Consider the following 22,624-nt stretch of genomic DNA (forward strand, 5'->3'; position numbering starts at 1 on the left):
GGTCAGGGCTGTTGCGCCTGCAGGGCCGCCAACTCGGCCCTGGCTTTTTCCAGCTTGCCTTCCAGCTTGGCGATCTTCTTCGGTTCCTTGTTGGCTTCCTGGGCCAGGCGCAGCGAACGCTCCGTCTGGTTCACCTTCGCCTGCGCCTTGACGATCTTCTTGTTGTGGCGTTCGATCAGGGTACTGTCGCGGCAGTGGGCGTTGACTTCGTCGAGCGCGCGCGTGAGGCCCGCGACCTTGTCGGACAGGCCCTGTTCCTGCGCCTGGCGCAATTCGCTGCGGATGCTTTCGCGCTTGGCGGCGCAGCCGGCCAGCTGGGTATCGGCGGCGCTGGCGCCCACGGAGGCTGCGGCGAGCAGCAGGGTCAAGGCGGTTGTGGCGAGGCGGTTCATGGCGTTCCTGTGTAAGTGGTGGGCTCGTGCAATGTAAGCCTGCCGGCTTGCCCTGTCAAACTTCTTGTGCAGTGCGCGCCTGTCTGGCATGGCATCGGCTACCATGCGTGTTTTCTTCTTTCCGACACCGCCGCATGCCCAAGAAACTCCTCTTGCTGATTCCTTTCCTGCTGCCGTTGCCGCTCCTGGCCCAGACCTCGCCCACCTTGCTCGACCTGCAGCTGATCGCCATCAAGGCGAGGGCTGATGCGGCTAGCCATAGCCCGGAAAGCATCGCCGAGTTTGAGCAGGCCCGGCGCGCGGCCGAAGCGGGCGACGTGGAGGCGCAGCTGGATCTGGCGCGCATGCTGCAGCTGGGCGTCGGCACGCCGCAAGATACGGCGCAGTCGATGGCCTGGATACGCAAGTCGGCCGAAGGCGGCTATGCGCCGGCGCAGGCTGCCATGGGGGTGGCCTGCACCTTGGGCGGCAAGGTGCCCATCGACCGCGTGCAGGGCGAATACTGGCTGCGCAAGGGCGCGGCGCAGGGCAATGCAGAGGCGCAAACCATCCTGGCGCTGGAATTCATCGATGGCGACAGCAGCGCCGAAGAGCAGGCGCTGGCCATCACCTGGCTGAAGGCGGCGGCGAACGAGCAGCACTTCGTGCCCGCCTACAATGCGCTGGGCGAGCATCTGATGCGCGCAGCCGTCGATGAACAGGATCGCGGCGAGGCTTTCCACTGGTATTCCAGATCGGCGCGTGAAAAGGAGCCGGCCGGCATGCGCAACCTGGCCCGCGCGCACGAGCTGGGCCTCGGCGTGGCGCAGTCGGACAAGTGGGCCCTGGTCTGGTACGAGCGGGCGGGGTGGAGCGGCGACTTGCCCGCCATGCGGCGCATGATCGATGTGTATGTCAAAGGCGAACTGGGACAGGCTGCGAATGCCGAAGACGCGGCCGAGTGGCGCGGCAAGCTGGCCGAGAAGGAAAAGAAATGAGAACCATGCTGTTTGTATTGAGCCTCGCCCTGGCGCAGCCCGTGCTGGCGCAGCCGGCGTCCACCAAGGAACCGCGCCAGCATCCGGCGCTGGCCGAATTCGATATGTCCGGCCTCGACGACATGCGCGCAAGGGTGCGGGCCGTGATCGACCGTCCCGCCGACCTGTCGCCGGACAAGGTGGCCGCCTTCGGGAAGGCGCGCCTGGCTGCGGAAGGGGGAGATACGGCCTCCCAGCTGGAGCTGGCGCAGATGCTGCACGGCGGCGAAGGCACGCCGCGCGACGTCGACGCCGGCCTGGCGTGGATGCGGAAATCGGCCGAAGGCGGCTATGGTCCGGCGCAGGCTTTCCTCGGCGTGGCCTACACGCTGGGGCAGGGCATGGCCATCGACCGCAAGCTGGGCGAATACTGGTCGCGCAAGGGCGCCGCGCAAGGCGTGGAGCTGGCCAACTTCACGCTGGCCATGCACTTTGAAAATATCCACAGCAGCCCGGCAGAACAGGCGCATGCGCTGCACTGGCTGAAGTTCTATGCCGAAAACGGCTTTATCTATGCCTACAATGAAATCGGCTACCGCCTGATGATGACGGCCAAGGACGAAGCGCAGCGCAAGGAAGCGTTCACTTGGTACATGAAGGCGGCCAAGGTGCTCGACCCGCCCGGCTTGAACAATGTCGCATACTCGTATGAAGTGGGGCAGGGCGTGCCGCAGAGCGACGAGGCGGCCCTGGGCTGGTATGAAATGGCGGCCATCGCCAAAAGTCCGCCGGGGCAGACGGGTTTTGCGCGGCTGCTGGAACAGGGCCGTGGCGGCCCCACCCGGCAAGGGCCGGCGCCCAAGCCTTTCGCGCTGTACCTGCTGGCGGCGAAGCAGGGCGACGCGGAAGCCATCGAACGGCTGGTCAAGGTGTACGATAAGGGCGAGCTGGAACAGGCGGCCGACCCGGCGCAGGCGGCACTGTGGCGCGAAAAGCTCAGGCTGGCCAAGACTCCCTGAGCGGGCATGACGGAGTCAGGACGGCATGCTATCATCATTGTTATCGATAACAATATCATGAGAGACCCATGAATCCCGATTTCCGCTCCAAGGTGACGCTTGAAAAGCATATCCTGCACACGATGAACTTTTATCACCCGCGCGCTGTTGACCCGAGCGGCGGTTTCTATCATTTCTTCCTTGATGACGGCACGGTGTACGACGCCAGTACGCGCCACCTGGTCAGCAGCACGCGCTTCATCTTCAATTACGCCATGGCTTACCGCCGCTTCGGCGGCGACGATTACCAGGCGGCCCTGCGCCACGGCGTGGCCTTTTTGCGCGACGTGCACCGCGACCCGGCCACGGGCGGCTATGCCTGGCAACTGTCGTGGAAGGATGGCGTCAAGCAGGTCGAAGATGGCGCCAACCACTGCTACGGCCTGGCCTTCGTGCTGCTGGCCTATGCCCACGCCTTGCAGGCGGGCGTGCCGGAAGCGCACGCGTATCTGGACGAAACGTTTGAGCTGATGGAGCAGCGCTTCTGGCTGCCCGAACACGGCCTGTATGCGGACGTGGCCAGCGCCGACTGGTCCACCCTGGACGGCTACCGGGGCCAGAACGCCAACATGCATGCCTGCGAAGCCATGCTGGCCGCGTTCGAGGCGACGGGCGAGGCGAGATATCTGCACCGCGCCGAAACCCTGGCGCACAATATCACGGTGCGCCAGGCGGGCCTGGCGAACGGCATGATCTGGGAGCATTACACGCCCGACTGGTCGATCGACTGGGACTACAACCTGCACGACAAGAGCAATATCTTCCGTCCGTGGGGTTACCAGCCTGGCCACTTCACGGAATGGGCCAAGCTGCTGCTGATCATGGAGCGCCACAGCCGGTTCATGGCCGGTCCGTCCGACTGGCTGCTGCCGCGCGCGCGCGCGCTGTACGACATGGCCCTGGCCAAGGCATGGGATGGCGCGCATGGCGGCATCCACTACGGTTTCGGCCCGCAGGACGAGATCTGCGATGGCGACAAATATTTCTGGGTGCAGGCGGAAAGCTTCGCCGCCGCCGCCGTGCTGGCCGCCCGCACCGGGGACGAGGCCTACTGGCAAAGCTATGACAAGATCTGGGACTACAGCTGGACGCATTTCGTCGACCATGAACACGGCGCCTGGTACCGCATTTTGACGCCGGAAAACGGCAAGATCAGCAACGAGAAAAGCCCGGCCGGCAAGACCGATTACCACACCATGGGCGCCTGCTATGAAGTGCTGAACGTGATTGGCGGTGCCGCATGAGCGCCACCGCTTTTCCCTCTTTCCCCGCTTTTGTGTCGGCTGGCGAAGCGCTGACGGACATGCTGCGCACGGGCGCGGACTCCTGGAACAGCCAGGTGGGCGGCTCGACCTGGAACGTGGCGCGCGTGATGGCGCGCCTGGGCGTGCCCAGCGCCTTTGCGGGTGGCGTCAGCCTCGACGTCTTCGGCGACGCTCTGGCGCAGGCGACCGACGTGGCGGGCCTGGACATGCGGTTTTTGCAGCGCCATGCGAAGTCGCCGCTGCTGGCCATCGTGCATGAACTGCATCCGCCTACCTATTACTTCATCGGCGACGACAGCGCCGACCTGCATTTCGACGCGTCGCTCTTGCCGGCCGGCTGGATGCAGGGGGCGCAATGGGTGCATTTCGGCGGCATCAGCCTGGCGCGCGAACCGCTGGCCGGCAAGCTGGTGGCGCTGGCGCAGGAGCTCAAGGCGGCTGGCGTGAAGATCAGCTACGACCCGAACTTCCGCATCATGATGGATGAACGCTATGACGCCACCCTGCGCCGCATGACGCAGCTGGCCGATGTGATCAAGGTGTCCGATGAAGACCTGGCGGGCCTGTTCCGCCATGACGACATCGATGGCGCGTTTGCCATGCTGCGCAGCTGGAATCCGCAAGCCACGTATTTGTATACGCGCGGCGCGCAGGGTGCGGCGCTGTACCAGGGCGAGCAGACATGGCAGGCGGCACCGCCCGTCATCGAGGTGGTTGATTCGGTGGGTGCGGGCGACGCCAGCATCGGCGGCTTGCTGTACAGCCTGATGTACCGGCCCGATGCCAACGGCGGCCAGCACTTGCGCTTTGCCGTCGCGGCGGGCGCGGGCGCCTGCCTGGCGGCCGGTGGCTCGCCGCCGTCCGTGGAACTGGTGGAATCGCTGGCGGCGCGCACGGTGCTGCGCTAGCAGTACCAGTCCGGCGGTAAATGCCGGGGTCAGACCCGGCGGGTCTGACCCCGCGTAACGGGTCCCGTCGACGCCCGCTCCATCAAGGTAAACGCCATCAAATGATGCGTGGCGGTGGCCGGTTCCCCCGCGCGGCGCTGGCGGATTTCGTCGATGACGAGATTGACGGCGGCGCGCGCCATATCGGCGATGGGCTGGTGGATGGTGGTCAGCTCGGGCCAGACGGTGGTGGCGACGGGCGTGTCGTCGAAGCCGCACACGCTCAATTCCGCAGGCACCTGCAAGCCCATGCCGTGCACCACGGCCAGGGTGGCGGCGGCCATGTCGTCGTTGCTGGCGAAGATGGCGCTCGGGTGCGGTTTCTGCACCAGCAGCCGGCGCGCCGCGTCGAGTCCCGAGCGATACGTAAAATAACCTTGCGCGACCCTGTGCGGCGGCACCTGCAAGCCGGCTTCCCGCATGGCGTCCTCGAAGGCCTGGCGGCGCAGCAGGGCGGGCGTGTGCGCCGGATCGCCTTCGATGAAGCCGATGTCGCGGTGGCCCAGTGCGAGCAGGTGGCGCGTCATGGCCAGCGCGCCTTCGTAGTCGTCGATGCGCACGGCCGAGACGCCGGGCGAGGGGCGCGCCGTGGCCACGGCGATGGCCGGGATACCCATCCGGTTCAGTTGCGCCAGCACTTCCGGCGAATCGCACAGGGGCGGCGGCACGAGGATGCCGTCCACGCCGGCCGCCACCAGGCAATCGATGCCGGCGCGCTGGCTGTCCAGGTCTTCGCAGCGTTCCAGCAGCAACTGGCCGCCGCCCTGGCGGCATTGGTCCATGGCGCCAACTAAAAATTCGCTGAGGAAGGCCGCGCTCGGATTGCTGTACAACAGGCCGATGCGCAGGGTGCCCGTGCGGGCCGCCCTGGCCGCCAGGTTGGGCTGGTAGCGCAGGCTGGCGATCGCCGCCTCGACCTTGTCGCGCGTGGCCGCGCTGACGCTGCTGCGTCCATTGATCACGCGCGATACCGTCATGGCCGATACGCCGGCCACGCGCGCCACGTCGTGCACGGTGGCGCCGCTGGCGGTATCGGGGGCGGCGTGCGCCGCCTTATTCGAGGTGGCCACCGAACTTCAGCTTGCCGCTGATGCGCATGCCGTGCAATTGGCCTTCTTCCAGTTCGGCGGCGCTGGTGCGCTGCGCCGTGTCGCGCCGCGCCAGTCCCACGGACAGGATATCGAGCATCATCAGCTGCAGCAGGCGCACGATCATGGGCACGAAATTGAGATTGCCTTCCGGGTGGTTCAAGGTCAGCAGCACGTCGGCCAGCTTGGCCAGCGGCGAACCGCTGGCCGTGATCGCCAGCACGCGCGCGCCGCAGCCCTGCGCCACCTTGACGGTGCGCAGCAGGTCGGGCAGGGCGCCCGAACGGGAAATGACCAGCGCCACGTCGCCCGGTTTCAGCATGGCGGCGCTCATTTCCTGCGCCTGCGGATCGGCAAAGAAGCTGCTGACGATGCCCAGGTTGAGCAGCTTGTGCTGCATGTCGTCGGCCACCACGCGGGCGCTGCCCACGGCCAGCAGCTCCACGCGCTGCGCGCTGCGCAGCAGCTCGATGGCCGCCGTCAGCGCCTTCACGTCGAGCATGTCGCGCATGGCCAGCGCGGCCGAGGCGTTATTGCCCAACACCTTGCGCGCCAGTTCGGCGTCGGAGTCCGAGATCTCCACGTGGCAGTGGGCCACCGTGATGGCGCCGCCCGTCAGGCCGGACGCCAGCTTCAATTTGAAGTCGGCCAGGCCCTGCACGCCGATCGAGCGGCAAAAGCGCATCACGGTCGGCTGGCTCACGCCGACCCTCTGGGCGATTTCCGCGATCGGCAGGGTCAGCATGGCGTTCGGCTCCTTCAGCACCCAGTCGGCCACCTTGCATTCCGAGGGGCTCATGCGCCCGCGCGCCTGGCGCACGGATTCGAGCACGGGCGCGCCGGAATGGGCGCGCTTGAGCTTTTGCGCCAGGATGGCGGCGATACCGAGGAACGTCGGCAGTTCGGCCGTGATCAGAAAGGTGGGGATCTGCGCCAGATAGTCGTTCAGGCGGCCCTTTTGCTCGAAGCGGGCGCGGAACTGCGACTGCTCGAACAGAGGACCAAGGCGCGGCACGATGCCCCCGCCTATATAGATGCCGCCCAGCGCGCCCAGGGTCATGGCCACGTTGCCGGCGATGGAGCCGAGGATGGCGCAGAAACAGTCCACCGCTTCGAGGCACACTTCGCATTCATTGTTCAGGGCGCGGCTGGTGATTTCGGCTGCCAGCAGCGGCAGCGCGTCGGGCTTGCCGGCGCGTTCGGACAGGGCGCGGTAGATCAGTTCCAGGCCGCGCCCGGAGGCGAGGCGTTCGGCCGAGACGTGCGACAGTTCGCGCCAGGCGAAGGACAGCACGTCCATCTCGCGCTGGTCGCAGGGCGCGAAGCTGACGTGGCCCCCTTCGCTGCCCAGCGCGATCCAGCGGTCTTCCGCGGGGATCATGCCCGACACGCCCAGGCCCGTGCCCGAACCAAGCAGGCCGATGACGCTGTCGGCGCGCGCCATGCCGCCGCCGATCTGCAGGCGCTGGTCGGGCCGCAGATAGGGCAGGGCCATGGCCAGCGCCGTGAAGTCATTCACCACCAGCAGGGTGTCGAGGCCCAGCGTGGCGCGCATGGCCTCGATCGAGAAGAACCAGTGATGGTTCATCATGCGGATAGTGTCGTCGTCGATGGGATTGGCGATGGCGATGGCCGCATGGCGCACGCGGGCCGAACCGGCGGCGCGCGCCTCGCTGCTATCCATATACGCGGTGATGGCGTCGAGCAGCGAAGCGTAGTCGTCGCAAGGCAGCACGGCCACCGCTTCCAGGTGGCCCTGGCGCGTTTCGAGCACGAAGCGGGCATTGGTGCCGCCGATGTCGGCCAGCAGGCGTGGCCCTTCACTGAATCGCTCCGCCGGATCGCTGCCTGCTACTTCCATTTTTTCATCAATTTTCATGGCGGTGCCTAGTCTCGTTTGCGTGCGCTGTCATGGCGGCGCACTGTCGTTATGGCAAAAACCAAGGATTTTAATTCGTATACGTGCCGCGTGCCGAAAAATGCGGGGCACCCGCGCAAATGCTTGCACGCAGTGCCAGAAACGGGCGGCGCCAGCTGAAAAATCAGGGCCGTCAACTGGCAAATCCCTGCGCAAATAAAGTGTCGCAGAGTAGTCGTAGGATTACAACATAATATGTTGATATTTGTTCGTAGTATAGTTACTATGTCCCTGCTGGAAAGAATTCTGGCCAGTACATTCGGCCACGAATGACTAGATAAAAAATAAATTACTGAGGAGACTTACCATGCTGCATCGCACCATGTTGAAGGCCGTGTTGAAGACACTGCCAGCTGCCATCGTCTTGGCCATCGCCAGCGGTTCCGCTGCCGCCGACCCCATGTACCCATCCGACTCCGAAGGCTTCCACGGCTACCTGCGCGCTGGCGCCGGCAGCAATACGTCGGGCGACGGCGGTTCGCAAGGCTGCTTCGGCCTGGGTGGCAATACCATGAAATATCGTCTGGGCAATGAGTGCGACGCCTACACGGAATTCGGCTACACCAAGTCTGTTGCCAAGTCCGGCGGCGTGAACTACCTGGCCACCATCTGGGTCAACGCCTACGCGCCAAACTCGGATTTCGGCGACAACAAACTGGGCATCGTCAAGGCCTATGTCGAAGCGCAGGGACTCGATTTCCTGAACGGCGGCACAGCCTGGGTCGGCAAGCGTTTCTACTACCGTCCTGACATCCACATGCTGGATCTGCAATACATCAACATGAACGGCACGGGCGCCGGCCTGGACCGCATTCCTGTTGGCCCGGGTAAATTCTCGTATGCCTTCTTCAAGGACAACGACATCAATGCCCGCGACAAGAACACTGGCGCCATCACCGGCACCCGTTCCGCCGTGCGCCAGAACTTCATCTACGGCGAAATTCCCGTCAATGAAAATGGCACCCTGGACCTGGCCGCGACCATCATCACGGCCGAAGGCAAGGACAACGACATCTACGGCCCGAAACATAATGGCTGGCAACTGTCGGCATTCCACCGTCAAGGCAAAGTCTTCGGCGGCGGCAACACCTTCGGCGTGCAGTACGGCGTCGGCCCTGGTGTTGGCGGTGACGGCAACGGACAGTTCGGCGCCTCGGGCAGCACTTCCTACGGTTCTGACCGCAAGCGCACGCGCGTCTTCAATGACATGGCGATCCAGCCGATGGAAAACTTCGGCATGGAATTCGTCGCCCTGTGGCAAAAAGACGAATCGACCGCCGCCGGTTCCTCGACCTGGACCTCGGTCGGCGTGCGTCCTGTGTACGCATTCACCAACAACTTCAAGCTGGTGGGCGAACTGGGCACGGACCGCGTGACGCAATCGGGCGGCCAGCCAGCCAAGCGCCTGACCAAGCTGACCATCGCACCGACGATCTCGGCCGGTCCTGGCCTGTGGTCGCGTCCTGAACTGCGCGCTTTCGTGACGTACGGCAAATGGAACGATGCGGCCACCGCCTCGGTCAATGCGTCGAACAACGGCGGCCCGATCTACAACAACAATACCAGCGGCACGTCCTACGGTTTCCAGGTAGAAACCTGGTTCTAAGTTAGCAGGCGTTGTAAGTCTAAATCAACCTGGCGCATCCTTCGCGGATGCGTTTTTGGCGCCGTCCCGTGATATAAATGCAATGTAGTCGTTTCATGGATCACGGCGCCGTCTTTTCACTGAAGATGATGCCCGTTTGCAAGCGGGTCTGAGTACAAGAGCGCCGGTACAGGCGCAGATTTCACCTTTTTCGGCTCCCGTATGCCGAAGCCCCCTAAAAGCTTGATCAAAAAAGGAATGTGGAGATGAAACTGAAATTCAAGATTACCCAACTGGCCGCATTGACCACCCTGGCATTCGCTGGCAGCGCCTTTGCGACCGACGTGGAAGTGTTGCACTACTGGACCTCCGGCGGCGAAGCGAAGTCCGTGGGCCAGTTGCAGCAAATCGTGAAAGAAAGCGGCTTTGGCTGGAAAGACTTCGCCGTGGCCGGTGGCGCTGGCGAAAACGCCGCGACCGCGCTGAAAACCCGCGTCATTTCCGGCAACCCGCCAACGGCTGCCCAGCTCAAGGGCCCATCGATCCAGGAATGGGGCGCAGAAGGCGTGCTGGCGAATATCGATGATGCCGCCATTCCAGGCAAATGGGATGCCGTGCTGCCGAAAGTCGTCGCCGACATCATGAAATACAAGGGCCACTACGTCGCCGCTCCCGTCAACGTCCACCGCGTCAACTGGATGTGGGTCAACCCGGAAGTGCTGAAAAAAGCCGGCGTGGCCACCACCCCGACCACCTGGGATGCGTTCTTCGACGCGGCCGAGAAAATCAAGAAATCGGGCGGCATCGCGATCGCCCACGGCGGCCAGCCATGGCAGGATGCCACCGTGTTTGAATCCGTCGCGCTGGGCGTGGGCGGCACGGAATTCTACAAAAAGGCCATCCTCAAGCTGGACCAGAAGGAATTGACCGGCCCGACCATGCTCAAGGTGTTCGACACCCTGGGCAAGGTGAAGACCTACATCGACAAGGATGCGGCAGGCCGCGACTGGAACCTGGCCACCGCCATGGTCATCAACAACAAGGCCGGCTTCCAATTCATGGGCGACTGGGCCAAGGGCGAGTTCACGGCCGCAGGCAAGGTGCCGGGCAAGGACTACCTGTGCGTGGCAGCTCCTGGCACGGACAAGGCCTACACCTTCAATATCGATTCGTTTGCCATGTTCACGCAAAAGGATGCGAATGCGAAGAAGGGGCAGATCGCCCTGGCCAACGCCATCATGAATCCGAAGTTCCAGTCGATCTTCAACCTGAACAAGGGTTCCATCCCTGTGCGTTCCGGCGTTTCCAAGGACAAGTTTGACGCTTGCGCCCTGAAATCGATGGAAGACATGGACGCCACCAACAAGACCGGCGGCCTGGTGCCATCGTTCGCCCACGGCATGGCGCTGCCATCGGCCACGCAAGGCGCCGTGACCGACGTCATCGCCAAGTTCATGAACACCAACATGAGCTCGAAAGACGCGGTTGCAGCATTGGCCAAAGCGGCAAAAGTGAAGTAATCACGACGGCGCCGGCACTCCCGCCGGCGCCCGCTGCATCGCATGCATCGCAGGCGTCCGCCCTGGCGCTCGACCAGGCCGGCGCCACACGCAGTTCTACTTCTACGGCTGTCCTATGTCCATACGCAAGCAATTCGACCGATGGATACCGCAGATGGTGTTGGGCCCCACGCTCATCGCCAGCTTGGTATTCGTCTATGGTTTTATCTTTTTGACCGGTTGGCTGTCGCTGACCGAATCGCGGCTGATGCCGAACTACGAGTTCGCCGGCCTGGTGCAATACTACGAGCTGTTCGATAATGAGCGCTGGTGGACCTCGCTCAAGAACCTCGGCATCTTTGGTGTCCTGTTCATCGGTTGCAGCATCGCCATCGGCCTGTTCCTGGCCATCCTGCTGGACCAGAAAATCCGCGCCGAAGGCGCGCTGCGCGCCATCTACCTGTATCCGATGGCGCTGTCCTTCATCGTCACCGGTACGGCCTGGAAATGGATGCTCAATCCCAGCCTGGGCCTGGAAAAGGTCATGCACGACTGGGGCTGGACCTCATTTACCTTCGACTGGCTGGTGAACTCCGACATGGCCATCTACACGGTGGTGATCGCCGGCGTGTGGCAGTCGTCGGGCTTTGTCATGGCCCTGTTCCTGGCCGGCCTGCGCGGCATCGATGATGAAATCATCAAGGCGGCGCAAGTCGATGGCGCATCCCTGCCGACGATCTACTGGCGCATCGTGATTCCCGCCATGCGTCCCGTGTTCTTCAGCGTGCTGCTGATCCTCGCGCATATCGCGATCAAGAGCTTCGACCTGGTCATCGCATTGACGGCTGGCGGACCTGGCAACTCGTCGTCCGTGCCGGCCATCTTCATGTACCAGTTTTCCTTCACCCGCGGCCAGCTGGGCCTGGGCTCGGCATCGGCAATGATGATGCTGGCCACCATCGTGGCCGTGCTCGTGCCGCTGATGTACCTGGAAACGCGCAGCGCAAAGGCGATGAGATGACACCTACCCGCAATAATCGCCTCACCCTCGGACGGGTGGTCGTATACCTGCTGCTGATTCTGTTTGCGGTGTACTACATCGTGCCCCTGTACGTGACCCTGTCGACGTCGTTCAAGTCGCTCGACGAGATCCGCAGCGGCAACCTGCTGGCCTTGCCGCACGTGTGGCAGTTCGATTCCTGGTCCAAGGCCTGGTCATCGGCCTGCACGGGCGTCACCTGCGACGGCATGCAGCCGTTCTTCTGGAACTCGATCAAGATGGTGATTCCCGCCGTGCTGATCTCGACCTTCCTGGGCGCCTTCAACGGCTATGTGTTCGCACACTGGCGCTTCCGCGGTTCGGAAATCCTGTTTGCCGCCTTGCTGGTGGGCTGCTTCATTCCGTTCCAGGTGGTGATCCTGCCGATGGCGCGCCTGCTGGGCGAATTCGGCCTGGCCAATACGACTACCGGCCTGGTCTTCGTCCACGTGGTGTATGGCACGGCGTTCACGACCCTGTTCTTCCGTAACTACTATATCGGCGTGCCGGAAGAATTGATCAAGGCGGCGCGCATCGACGGCGCCGGCTTCTTCCTGATCTTCCGCAAGATCGTGCTGCCGATTTCGGGTCCGATTTTCGTCGTCTGCATCATCTGGCAATTCACGCAGATCTGGAACGACTTCCTGTTCGGCATCGTCTTCGCCAGCGGCGATTCGCAGCCGATCACGGTGGGCTTGAACAACCTGGTCAACACGTCCACGGGCGTGAAGGAATACAACGTCAACATGGCGGCCGCGGTGATTGCCGCGCTGCCGACCCTGCTGGTCTATCTGGTCGCAGGCCGTTATTTTGTGCGCGGTCTGACCGCAGGCGCAGTCAAAGGTTAAGGAAAGAATATGTCCAGTTTATCGATACGCAGCATCCGCAAGGTGTACACGAATGGCGTCGAAGTCCTCAAGGGTATCGACATCGAGATCAAGGATGGCCAGTTCCTGATCCTCGTCGGCGGCTCCGGCTCCGGCAAGTCGACCTTGCTCAACATGGTGGCCGGCCTGGAAAGCGTCACGTCGGGCGAAATCCTCATCGACGGCAAGGTCGTCAACGACCTGCCGCCGAAGGACCGCGACATCGCCATGGTGTTCCAGTCCTACGCGCTGTACCCGTCGATGACGGTGCGCGAAAACATCGCGTTTGGCTTGAACGTGAAAAAAGTGCCGAAGGCGGAGCAGGAAGAAATCGTCGCCCGCGTCGCCGAAACCCTGCAGATCACGCATTTGCTCGACCGTCGTCCGGCGCAGCTGTCGGGCGGACAGCGCCAGAGGGTCGCCATGGGCCGCGCCATTTCGCGCAAGCCGTCGCTGTTCCTGTTCGACGAACCGCTGTCGAACCTGGACGCCAAGCTGCGCGTGGAAATGCGCGCCGAGATCAAGCTGCTGCACCAGCGCCTGAAGGCCACCATCGTCTACGTCACGCATGACCAGATCGAGGCGATGACCATGGGCGACCTGATCGCCGTCATGAAGGATGGGGTGGTGCAGCAGCTGGGCACGCCGCAGGAAATCTACGACAACCCGGCCAACCTGTTCGTGGCCGGCTTCATCGGTTCGCCATCGATGAACTTCATCACCGTCAAGCCTGTCATCGAAGGCAACGAGGTGTTTGTCGCCATCGAGAACGCGGGCAAGAGCATGCGCCTGGCCTTGCCGTTCGCGGCCGACAAGCTGCGCAGCTATGCGGGCCGCGACGTGATCCTGGGCGTGCGCCCGGAGCAGATCACGGACATGAGCAGCGCGCACGGCGACGTGGGCCAGGAACTCGGTTGCCTGATCGATCTGGTCGAGCCGACCGGCCCGGATACCTTGCTGACGACGCGCCTGAACGGCGCCGCCGTGACTTGCCGCACGCACCCGCGCGAAGCCGTGCTGCCGGGGCAGACCATGCAGCTGTCGTTCAACCTGTCGAAAGCGGCCCTGTTCGATCCGGAGAATGGTGAACGCATCGCGTAAGCGTCGTTACCCATGAAAACGGCCCGCCTGTCAGCTGACAGGCGGGCCGTTGTTGTTTACGCCGGTGCGCTTACTTTGCCAGCGATTTCTTGTAGGTGATGGAGTAGGTCAATTTGCCCGTTGGCGTGACCAGGTCGTCCAGCGCCGCCTGGCTGAAGACGCCCGTCCAGCCCAGGGTTTGCGCCGTCACGCCGCGGCTGACGATATCGTTCGCCTTCAGGCCGGCCATCGCCGTCGATGCGCTCTTGATGGTGGCCATGTAGCTGGCGGCGTCGCGTGTATCCGTCTTGGCCAGGTCGATGCCGGCCTGTGTGCGCAGCCAGTCGGCCCAGTAGAATTCGAGGAATTCCGTGGCCGTCGACGGCACCACGTAGCCGGCGTCGCGCGTGAAGTAGACGAGCGAGCGGTACGGGTCGTTGCCCAGCGACTTCAAGCCGATGGACGCGGGCAGCTGGCTGGTGGCGATCGCCTTGTTGCCGCCGTCTTTCAGCCAGACCTTGTTGACCTTTTTCATCTGCGCCCAGAAATCGTATTCATTGAGCTTGCTGAAATTGTCCGTCACCTTGACCCAGACCTTCAGCTGATGGTTCTGGCCATTGTCGGCGTCGCGGAAGGCGGAAAACGTGTGGTGGCCGTCCGTCAGGTACAGGGTGCCGTTCGGGCCGATGACGACGGTCTTCATGTCGCCCGGCTTGGTGCCCACGGCGGCCTTGCACTGGAACGTCGCCGGTGGATTGGTCAGGGTGGCGCCGGCCACGTTGGCCGTCTTGCTCACCACGTCGTCCTGGCCGTTGGCTTCGCACAGTTCGGCGAATTTCTTCGGCTTGTTGGTCTTGGCCATGACCAGGTCTTCCGCGCCATAGCGGCCCAGCTTGTAGTACACCTGGTCGTAGCCGATGGCCGGTTGCGTGGGGTGCAGTTCGTCGAGCGACACTTGCAGGAAGACGGGCGCCACATCGGTGCCGGCAGCCGTGGCTGCCAGGACTTGCTGGCGCGCGCTGAGCACGGGCGGCGTTTCCAGCACGCTCTTGCCGGTGGCGAGCGGCGCGCCGCCGTCGATGATCTGCGCGACGATGCTGCCGCTGGCATTGACGATGTCGATATCCGTGCCGTTCTGTTTTACCTGCAGGTTGTCGAGCAGGACGTCGGCAGGGTCCTTGCTGTTCGGCGTCAGGGGGCCATTGACGAAATCATAGCTGGCCGCCATGCCCAGGGTTTGCAGGGGCGCCGCCAGGGCCGTGCCCAGCTGCGTCTGCGCCGTTTGCAGGCGTGCCGCATCGATGGCGGCCAGGCTGGCGGGGGATGCGCTCGACGGGATGCTGCCCAGCAGTTGCATGGCGATGACGGAGGTGAGCGGCGTCAGGTTGACGGCGCTTTCCTTCAGCGACAGTGCGTACAGCGTGGTGCCGCCTGCCGGCGTGACGGAGACGAGGAAGGGCGCCTTCGCCGCGGCAGCCAGGGTGATGGCCACTTTGCCTGTCGCGTCCGTGGTGCCGCTGCCGACGACATTCTTGCCGGCGTCGAGCACGGTGACGGAGGCATTCGCCACGGCCTTGCCGGTGGCCGCTACCACGTTCAGGATGCGTGCGGGGGCGACGGGCTCCACTGGGGCGACGGGCGCCGTGCTGGTGTCGCGATAGTCGTTGCCGCCACAGGCGGCCAGGCTGGCGCCCAGTGCGAGGGCGATGGCAATGGCCAAGGTGCTGCGGGTGCTGCGGCGGATATTGTGCTTGTACATGGTGTCCCGTGATGTCGGCCTGAAAAGTGCCGACATGCTAGCGGGCGCAGATGTCAGGATGATGACACGCCGGGAGGTTACTGGCGCGGCAGCGACTTGCGGTAGCCGATGGCGTAGCCCAGCTTGCCCTTGTCTTCGGTCAGTTCGTCGAATGCTGCGTGGTCGATTTCGCGCAGCGCGCCAAGGTCCGCCGCGCGCTTGCCGCCGCTGACGATCTCCGCCGGTTGCAGCGCCACCATCGCCTGCGCGGCCAGCAGGATGGCGCTGGCATACGCGGCGGGATCAAGCAGATTGGCACGTTCCAGGTTGAGCGCCGGTTTGCGGCGCAGCCAGTCGGCCCAGTAGAATTCGAGGAATTCCGTGGCCTTGTCGGGCGGCTTGTAGCCGATCCCGCGCGTAAAGTAGACGAGCGAGCGGTACGGATCGTCGCCCAGGGCCTTCAGGCCGATGGCGGACGGCAGCTGCTGCGGCGTGATGGCCTGGTTCTGGCCGTTTTTCAGCCACACCTTGTTCTCTTCGCGCATGCGCGTCCAGAAGGCCGCTTCGCCCAGCGCGCTGAAATTGTCGCTGACCTTGACCCAGACCTTCAATCGATGATTGCGCCCGCCATCGGCATCCCGGAAAGTGGAAAACGTGTGGTGGCCATCGGTCAGGTACACGGTGCCGCGCGGGCCGATGACGACAGTCTTCATGTCGTCGGGACGGCTGCCCACGGCCGCCTTGCAGCGGTAGCCGGCCGGTGGCGCGGCCAGGGTGGCGCCTGCCACATTGGCCGTGCCGGGCAAGACGTCGCCCTGGCCATTGGCCTCGCACAGGTCGGCGAATTTCTTTGGCTTGGCGATGTCGGCGATGTGTTTTTCCTCGGCCGCATAGCGTCCCAGCTTGTAGTACACCTGGTCGTAGCCGATGGCCGGCTGGGTCGGATGCAGTTCATCGAGGCTTACCTGCAGGATGCGCGGCTGGGCGGCGCTGCCCACGACGGTGGCCATCAGCGCCTGCTGGCGCGCGCTCAGGACGGGGGCCGGCGCGACGGCGGCATCGCGGGCCCAGGCCATGCTGGCGAAAGACAGGGCCAGCGCGGCGGCGACCCGGGGAAATGCGGTGTGCATGCGACCTCCGAAGTGAGCGGTATGGCGTGCAGCATAGCGCGGCACGCGATTTCGCGCAGTCCGACAGGCGCATGCACTGCGCCATATCAAGATGGGTAATGAAAACCAGCGCTTAGAACCACGTTTCCACCTGCAGGCCGAACGAGGTGCCGCTGGTGGCGTTGCCGTAGACGGGGCCCGATTCATTGGCCTTGTTGACGGCGGCCGTGGCGGCGTCGTTCCATTTGCCGTAGGTGACAAAGGCGCGCAGCTCGGGACGCGACCAGTAACCTTTGCCCGCTGTCAGGGTGGGCGCGAAGGTCAGCTTGGTCAGGCGCTGCGCGGCGCCGCCCGTGGGCGAGGTCACGCGGTCCGTACCCAGCTCGAATTGCAGCTTGAAGTTGTCGTTGACGGCATACACGGGGCGCACGCCCAGGGTGGTCCAGGTCGAACTGCCGCCCGTGGCGTCGGACTTGTCGCGCTGCACGATGGCGATCATTTCCGCGCTCCATTCCGGCGTCGGCTGTATCCACAGCGAATTGAAGATGCGCAGGCGCGTGACGTCGCTGCCGTTGCGGATCGAACCCGTCGTGCCCATGCGGTCGCAGCACTGGCCGCCGGCGCCCGTGCCCGGCCCCACGCCGTACTGGATGCCGAAGGTGTTGGCGCCGCCCCACACTTTATCCTGCTTGTGCAGCACGGTGGCCTGCCAGCCGCTGTGCGAGGTGCTGTCCTTCTTGTCGGGCGTGATGAGGGTGGTCAGCACTTCCAGCGTGCCATCCTGGTTGATGGGGATGCCCTGGTAGACGAGATTTTGCCGGATGGCCGAGTTGCCGGGCTTGTCGTTATCCTTGAAGAAGCCATAGCTGATGCGGCCCGGTCCCAGCTTGTACTGGTCGATGCCGCCGCCCGTGCCGTTCATATTGATGTATTGCAAGTCCAGCATGTGGATGTCGGGACGCATGTAGTAGCGCTTGCCGATCCAGGCCGTGCCGCCGTTGAGCATGGCGATGTTTTTCGCTTCCACGTACATCTTCGACATGCTCAGTTCCGAATCGCTGACGGCGGAGCTGGGCGTGTAGGCGGCCACCATGATATGGCCGACGAAGCTGACGCCATTGGGCGACTTGGCCATTTCCTTCTGGTATTCGAACTCGCCATAGGTGTCGCATTCGTTGCCGAGCCGGTAGCGCATGGTGTTGCCACCCAGGCCGTAGCAGCTTTGCGGGCCGCGGCTGTCCGAGCTCGAGCCGAGGCCGGCGCGGAAGTAGCCGTGGTATTCGCCTTCGGCATCGCTGGCGTGGGCGGCGCCGCAGGCCAGCAGCATAGTGCAGGCCAGGGTCAGCGAGGTCTTGATCGGGTGTTGCATGGAATCTCCTTGTCGTTATCAAAATGCGTGCTTGGGCACGTCGTACCGGATCGCTGCCGATCCAATCGGGGGACTGCCTGGGCGGAAAGCTCAGGCGGCCAAAATCTGTTTCGATGAAATCAGGTTGCCGGGTTCGCGCCGCGTGCGCGCCACGCCTTGCGCGTCGAACAGATGGAAGGCGTTGCTGGCGGCCGAGACCGTGAATGGCTGGCCCAGCGGCACGCGGTTGTTGCCATCGCCGCGTATCACCAGTTCCTGGCCGTTGTCCAGTGCCAGGTAGATGAAGTTGGCTTCGCCCAGGTGTTCCACCAGGCTGACGACGCCCTGGAACTGGGCGCTGCCATCGCCGTTTTCCAGGATATGTTCGGCGCGCAGACCGACCGTGACGGCATCGCCCGGCAGCAAGCCGGCCGGATCGACGAGGGCCGTGATTTCCTGGCCGCTGGCCAGCGCCACGCGCACGCCATCGTCCTGCGCGGCGATGACCTTGCCCTCGAAGAAATTCATCATCGGCGCGCCGATGAAGCCGGCCACGAAGCGGTTGGCCGGCTGCTGGTACAGCTCGAGCGGCGTGCCGGCCTGCTGGATATGGCCGCCATGCATGACGACGATCTTGTCGCCCAGGGTCATCGCCTCGACCTGGTCGTGCGTCACATACACGATGGTGGCGTTCAACTGGCGATGCAGCTTGGCAATTTCCAGCCGCGTCTGCACGCGCAGGGCCGCGTCGAGGTTGGACAGCGGCTCGTCGAACAGGAACAGCTGCGGTTCGCGCACGATGGCGCGGCCGATGGCCACGCGCTGGCGCTGGCCGCCCGACAGTTCGCGCGGCAGCCGTTCCAGCAGGTGGTCGATCTTCAGGATGGCGGCCGCGTGGCGCACGCGCTGGGCGATGGCTTCCTTGCTGGCGCCGGCGATCTTCAGGCCGAACGCCATGTTGCGGTACACGCTCATGTGCGGATACAGGGCATAGCTCTGGAAGACCATGGCGATGCCCCGTTCGGCCGGCGGCAAGTCGTTGACAACCTTGCCGCCGATGGACAAGGTGCCCTGCGAAATGCTTTCCAGGCCGCACAGCATGCGCAGCAAGGTCGACTTTCCGCAGCCGGAAGGGCCTACCAGCACGACGAATTCACCGTCGCGGATGTCGAGGTCGATGCCGGCCAGCACATTGTGGCGGCCGTCGTAGGATTTGGTCAGTTGTTGCAGGCTTACATGGGCCATGGCGCACCTATTATTTGACCGCGCCGGACGTCAGGCCGCGGATCAGTTGACGAGAGAAAATGACGTACATGACGAGCACGGGAATGACGGCCAGCGACAGCGCCGCCAGCACGGAGTTCCAGTCCGTCACGTATTGGCCGATGAATTGCTGCACGCCCAGAGTGACGGTCTTGGTGCGGTCCGATGGCGCCAGGATCAGCGGGAACCACAGGTCGTTCCAGGCGGGAATCATGGTGAACACGGCCACCGTGGCGATGGCGGGGCGGATCAGGGGCAGGATCACCTGGAAGAAGATGGCGAATTCGCCCACCCCGTCGCAGCGCGCCGCATCCTTCAGCTCGCGCGGCACCTGGCGCACGAATTCGGACAGAATCATCACGGCCAGCGGCAAGCCCTGCGCCGTGTACACGAGCACCAGCGCGCTCAGGGTGTTGATCAGGTCGAGCCGCACCACCAGTTCCAGGATGGAGACCGTGCCGAGGCGGATGGGGATCATGATGCCCAGCGCCAGGTACAGGGTCAGCAGGCGGTTGCCCGTAAACGTGTATTCCGACAAGGCCCAGGCCGCCATGGCGCCGAACAGCACGATCAGCAGCAGCGACAGCAGAGTGACGAACAGGCTGTTGCCGAAGTACAGCAGGAAGTCGGAATTGGCCAGCACCTTGTGAAAGCCCACGAGCGAAAAGGTGGAGGGCGTGGGCAGGGCCAGCGGATTGTCGAAGATGGCGGCCCGCGTCTTGACCGAGTTGATCAAGATCAAGACGATGGGGAACAGGGCGATGATGGTGTAGCCGGCCAGGATCGCATGCACGGCGGCGCGGCCCAGGGGGCGGGTGGAAACGTTGCGCATGGCGGCCCTTACAGTTCGTAGCGTGTCAGCTTGCGCTGCACGAAAAAGAAATACACGCCCACGCCCACGAGGATCACGAGGAACATCATGGTGGCCACGGCGGCGCCCATGGTGGGGCTGCCCAGCTGGGCCTGGTAGCCGAAGAAGGTGCGGTAAAAGAAGGTGCCGAGGATGTCGGTGGCGTAGTTCGGTCCCGCCAGCGCGCCTTTCACGGAATACACGAGGTCGAAGGCGTTGAAATTGGCGACAAAGGTGAGGATGGTCACCAGTCCCAGGGTGGGCCAGATCAGCGGCAGCTTGATTTGCCAGAAGATGCGCATGGCGCTGGCCCCTTCCGCGTGGGCCGCCTCGATGATTTCCTCGGGCACGGCCAGCAGGGCCGCATAGATCAGCATCATGGGAATGCCGATATATTGCCAAACCGAAATGAGGGCGATGGTCAGCAGGGCCGTCGATTCCTGGCCCAGCCACGGCGCGAAGTAACTGCCGATGCCGACGCCATCCATCAGCGACTGGCCCACGCCCCACAGCGGCGACAAGATCAGCTGCCAGATGAAGCCGATGATGACGACGGACAGCAGGGTCGGCAGGAAGATCAGGGTGCGGTAGCTGCGCTCGCCCTTCAACCCCTTGAGGCTGAAGAGGGTGGCCAGCAGCAGGCCGATGGGATTTTGCAGCAGCATGTGAATGAGGAAGAACTTGCAGTTGTTCCACATCGCATTCCAGAAACTTTGCGACCATTGCGGGTCGAACAGGATGGTGGCGTAGTTGGCCAGGCCGGCAAAATGGTGCTGGCCGCTCTCGTCGGTCTTGTACAGGCCGAGACGCAGGGTATCGGCCAGGGGCAGGGCGCTGAACAGCGAGTAAATGACCAGCGCCGGTGCCAGGAACACGAGCACGTGCCATGGGAAAGCTTTTTTCACGGCGAAACTCCAGACGAAGAAAAGCACCGGCGGCGGGGCCGCCGGCAAAACCGTGCCACCGGCTGCCGCATCGCTTTGCTCAGGCCGGTTGCGCGGGGAGGAGGGAGGGATTTATTGCTGCTGCGGCTTGTACCACTTGGCAAAGCCGGACTGGATCTGGCGCGCCGCGTCCTTCGGCGCCAGCTTGCCGTTCAAGACCTGGGCGTTGACGTTCCACAGCTCGTTTTCCATGCTCGGTTCGCCACGGTTGAGGATTTGCGCGTTCAGGCGGATGGTCGAGGCGCAGCTGGCGCGCCAGCCGTTCATTTGCTTGGCCAGCGGGTCCTTGATGGAGATCAAATGGTTCGACAGAGAGAAGAAGCCCGTCACCTTGTTGGTGTAGATGTCGGCGAATTCCTGCGAACCGAGCCAGGCGAGGAATTTGTAGGCGTCTTCCTTGTTCTTCGACTTTTTGTTGACGCTCATGCCGATGTCCGTGTGGTCCGAGATATAGCACTTGTCGCCGGCCTTGCGCACGGGCGGGTTGAAGGCGCCCAGTTCCAGTTCCGGGTCTTGCTTGAAGTAGGCGATGTCCCAGGAGCCGGACGGGTAGATGGCGGCCTTGCCCAGCGCAAACTGGTTCTGGCTGTCGCCATAGGTTTGCGCGCTGGCCCCCTTGGACAGGTAGCTGCCCAGGCGGGCCTCGTATTCCCAGGCGGCGACGAATTGCGGGTCGGTAAATTTGGCCTTGCCGGCGATCAGCGCCTTGCGGCCTTCTTCACCCTTCCAGTAATTGGCGCCGATGCTGGTGAAGACCACCTGGTTCGCTTCCCACTGGTCGGCCGTGCCCAGCGCCAAGGGTGCATATTTGCCGCTTTTCTTGACCGTTTCCAGTACCTTGAAGAATTCCTCTTCCGTGGCGGGTGGCTGCAGTTTCAGTTCGCGGAAGATTTTTTTGTTGTACAGGAAACCATGCATGACGGAGGCGATCGGCATGCAGAAGGTGTCCTTGCCATCGTCCGTCTGCCACGCCACCTTGGCCGAGGCGGGGAAGTTATCCATGCCGGCCTTGCCGTCGAGCTTTTCCAGCTGGCCCCGCTTGTACAGGGCCAGCGAGACGTCGAACGGGCGGCAGGCCAGCAAGTCGCCTGCCGTGCCGCCGCTCAGGCGCGCGTTCAGGGTGGAATCGTATTCGGTGGGGGCCGTGGGCGAGAACTTGATCTCGATGCCAGGGTGCTTTTTCTGGAAGGCGGGAATGAGTACCGTTTCCCACAGGGTCTTGTCATCCACGCGCCAGCTTTCGATGGTGAGCGTGCCAGCCTGTGCCGTGCCGCTGGCCAGCAGCAGGGCCAGCAATGTGTTGCGCGCGGCTACGCCGCCTTTTGCATGCAGTTGCATGTCGTCTCCTTGTTGGTGTTGGTCTTGTTTTACTGCCGGTTACGCTGCAGTTGGCGGACAGTAGCATCGGAGAAAATGTGACGCCAGCGCCCGGCATTGGACCGATGTATTTTTCTTATCCTGTTGATTTAAAAGGGTAATTTTCAAATGTGCAGGTGCGCTTGCTTACCTTTCCTTACCGTCATCCGCTGCCGTGGCGCGCCGCGCGGGGCGTCGGGTGGCTGGCCCGGTTTATCCTCCGCGCAAGATAGGGCAACAAAAGCTCACATTTCTTTACAAATCAAGGTACTAAATTACCAACATGCTGTTTTGTAGTTGGGCTATAGTTTGTCGCGACAAGA

19 protein-coding genes are annotated in these 22,624 nt (G+C 63.5%); 9 read left to right on the top strand and 10 right to left on the bottom strand.

Translation table 11 applies throughout. The features are described from left to right. Positions 1-2: 2 nt before the first annotated feature. A complete protein-coding gene (locus JAB1_RS05980) occupies positions 3-392 on the bottom strand; it encodes a DUF1090 family protein (RefSeq protein WP_070279174.1) in 390 nt (129 codons plus the stop codon). 134 nt (positions 393-526) lie between these two features. Here JAB1_RS05980 and JAB1_RS05985 point away from each other — a divergent pair, with 134 nt between their 5' ends. The 4 genes from JAB1_RS05985 (at position 527) to JAB1_RS06000 (ending at position 4,579) form a co-directional block, all read left to right on the top strand. Next, entirely contained in the window at positions 527-1,369 is an 843-nt protein-coding gene (locus JAB1_RS05985) for a tetratricopeptide repeat protein (RefSeq protein ID WP_070279175.1), read from the top strand. Then, the gene (locus JAB1_RS05990; RefSeq protein ID WP_083299582.1) at positions 1,366-2,367 is read left to right on the top strand and encodes a tetratricopeptide repeat protein; all 1,002 of its coding nucleotides are present in this window, start codon (positions 1,366-1,368) and stop codon (positions 2,365-2,367) included. The genes JAB1_RS05985 and JAB1_RS05990 overlap by 4 nt, the downstream gene beginning before the upstream one ends. Positions 2,368-2,435: 68 nt before the next feature. Further along, positions 2,436-3,650 carry an AGE family epimerase/isomerase gene (locus tag JAB1_RS05995; protein WP_070279177.1) on the top strand — a complete coding sequence of 405 codons (1,215 nt, stop codon included), beginning with the start codon at positions 2,436-2,438 and terminating at the stop codon, positions 3,648-3,650. Then, positions 3,647-4,579, top strand: coding sequence for a carbohydrate kinase (locus tag JAB1_RS06000; protein WP_070253666.1), 933 nt, complete (start codon positions 3,647-3,649; stop codon positions 4,577-4,579). The genes JAB1_RS05995 and JAB1_RS06000 overlap by 4 nt, the downstream gene beginning before the upstream one ends. Positions 4,580-4,608: 29 nt before the next feature. On the opposite strand, the gene JAB1_RS06005 is transcribed toward JAB1_RS06000, so the two are convergent. Together JAB1_RS06005 and JAB1_RS06010 are read right to left on the bottom strand one after the other, a co-directional pair. Continuing rightward, a complete protein-coding gene (locus tag JAB1_RS06005; protein ID WP_071653302.1) occupies positions 4,609-5,688 on the bottom strand; it encodes a LacI family DNA-binding transcriptional regulator in 1,080 nt (359 codons plus the stop codon). Continuing rightward, a complete protein-coding gene (locus JAB1_RS06010) occupies positions 5,672-7,585 on the bottom strand; it encodes a glucokinase (protein ID WP_083299583.1) in 1,914 nt (637 codons plus the stop codon). The genes JAB1_RS06005 and JAB1_RS06010 overlap by 17 nt, the downstream gene beginning before the upstream one ends. Positions 7,586-7,931: 346 nt before the next feature. On the opposite strand from JAB1_RS06010, the gene JAB1_RS06015 reads away from it, so the two are divergent. The 5 genes from JAB1_RS06015 (at position 7,932) to ugpC (JAB1_RS06035) (ending at position 13,714) form a co-directional block, all read left to right on the top strand. Next, positions 7,932-9,230, top strand: coding sequence for a carbohydrate porin (locus tag JAB1_RS06015; RefSeq protein WP_052140684.1), 1,299 nt, complete (start codon positions 7,932-7,934; stop codon positions 9,228-9,230). A 245-nt stretch (positions 9,231-9,475) separates the two neighbouring features. After that, positions 9,476-10,729, top strand: a complete 1,254-nt coding sequence (locus tag JAB1_RS06020) for an ABC transporter substrate-binding protein (RefSeq protein ID WP_034777937.1) — start codon at positions 9,476-9,478, stop codon at positions 10,727-10,729. Positions 10,730-10,844: 115 nt separating this feature from the next. Further along, positions 10,845-11,729, top strand: coding sequence for a sugar ABC transporter permease (locus JAB1_RS06025; protein ID WP_034777935.1), 885 nt, complete (start codon positions 10,845-10,847; stop codon positions 11,727-11,729). Beyond that, positions 11,726-12,595 carry a carbohydrate ABC transporter permease gene (locus tag JAB1_RS06030; protein WP_034777933.1) on the top strand — a complete coding sequence of 290 codons (870 nt, stop codon included), beginning with the start codon at positions 11,726-11,728 and terminating at the stop codon, positions 12,593-12,595. Before JAB1_RS06025 ends, JAB1_RS06030 begins: the two co-directional genes overlap by 4 nt. Positions 12,596-12,604: 9 nt before the next feature. Beyond that, entirely contained in the window at positions 12,605-13,714 is a 1,110-nt protein-coding gene (gene ugpC, locus JAB1_RS06035; RefSeq protein WP_070279178.1) for a sn-glycerol-3-phosphate ABC transporter ATP-binding protein UgpC, read from the top strand. A gap of 70 nt (positions 13,715-13,784) precedes the next feature. Here the strand turns inward: ugpC (JAB1_RS06035) and JAB1_RS06040 are convergent, their stop codons facing one another. The 7 genes from JAB1_RS06040 to JAB1_RS06070 all read right to left on the bottom strand — a co-directional run bounded on the left by JAB1_RS06040 (position 13,785) and on the right by JAB1_RS06070 (position 22,283). Then, positions 13,785-15,452: a ParB-like protein gene (locus tag JAB1_RS06040; RefSeq protein ID WP_070279179.1), complete on the bottom strand. Its 1,668-nt coding sequence runs from the start codon at positions 15,450-15,452 to the stop codon at positions 13,785-13,787. Positions 15,453-15,529: 77 nt separating this feature from the next. Then, a complete protein-coding gene (locus JAB1_RS06045; protein WP_175445025.1) occupies positions 15,530-16,561 on the bottom strand; it encodes a ParB/Srx family N-terminal domain-containing protein in 1,032 nt (343 codons plus the stop codon). Between the two features lie 112 nt (positions 16,562-16,673). Beyond that, entirely contained in the window at positions 16,674-17,909 is a 1,236-nt protein-coding gene (locus JAB1_RS06050; RefSeq protein WP_070279180.1) for a carbohydrate porin, read from the bottom strand. Between the two features lie 90 nt (positions 17,910-17,999). Next, positions 18,000-19,133, bottom strand: a complete 1,134-nt coding sequence (ugpC, locus tag JAB1_RS06055) for a sn-glycerol-3-phosphate ABC transporter ATP-binding protein UgpC (protein WP_070279181.1) — start codon at positions 19,131-19,133, stop codon at positions 18,000-18,002. Between the two features lie 10 nt (positions 19,134-19,143). Then, a complete protein-coding gene (locus tag JAB1_RS06060) occupies positions 19,144-19,983 on the bottom strand; it encodes a carbohydrate ABC transporter permease (RefSeq protein WP_034777925.1) in 840 nt (279 codons plus the stop codon). A gap of 8 nt (positions 19,984-19,991) precedes the next feature. After that, positions 19,992-20,906: a sugar ABC transporter permease gene (locus tag JAB1_RS06065; RefSeq protein WP_070279812.1), complete on the bottom strand. Its 915-nt coding sequence runs from the start codon at positions 20,904-20,906 to the stop codon at positions 19,992-19,994. A gap of 111 nt (positions 20,907-21,017) precedes the next feature. After that, positions 21,018-22,283: an ABC transporter substrate-binding protein gene (locus JAB1_RS06070; RefSeq protein ID WP_034777923.1), complete on the bottom strand. Its 1,266-nt coding sequence runs from the start codon at positions 22,281-22,283 to the stop codon at positions 21,018-21,020. Between the last annotated feature and the right edge of the window lie 341 nt (positions 22,284-22,624).

Origin of the sequence: Janthinobacterium sp. MP5059B (genome assembly GCF_001758645.1) — a bacterium.
Lineage (GTDB): Bacteria > Pseudomonadota > Gammaproteobacteria > Burkholderiales > Burkholderiaceae_D > Janthinobacterium > Janthinobacterium lividum.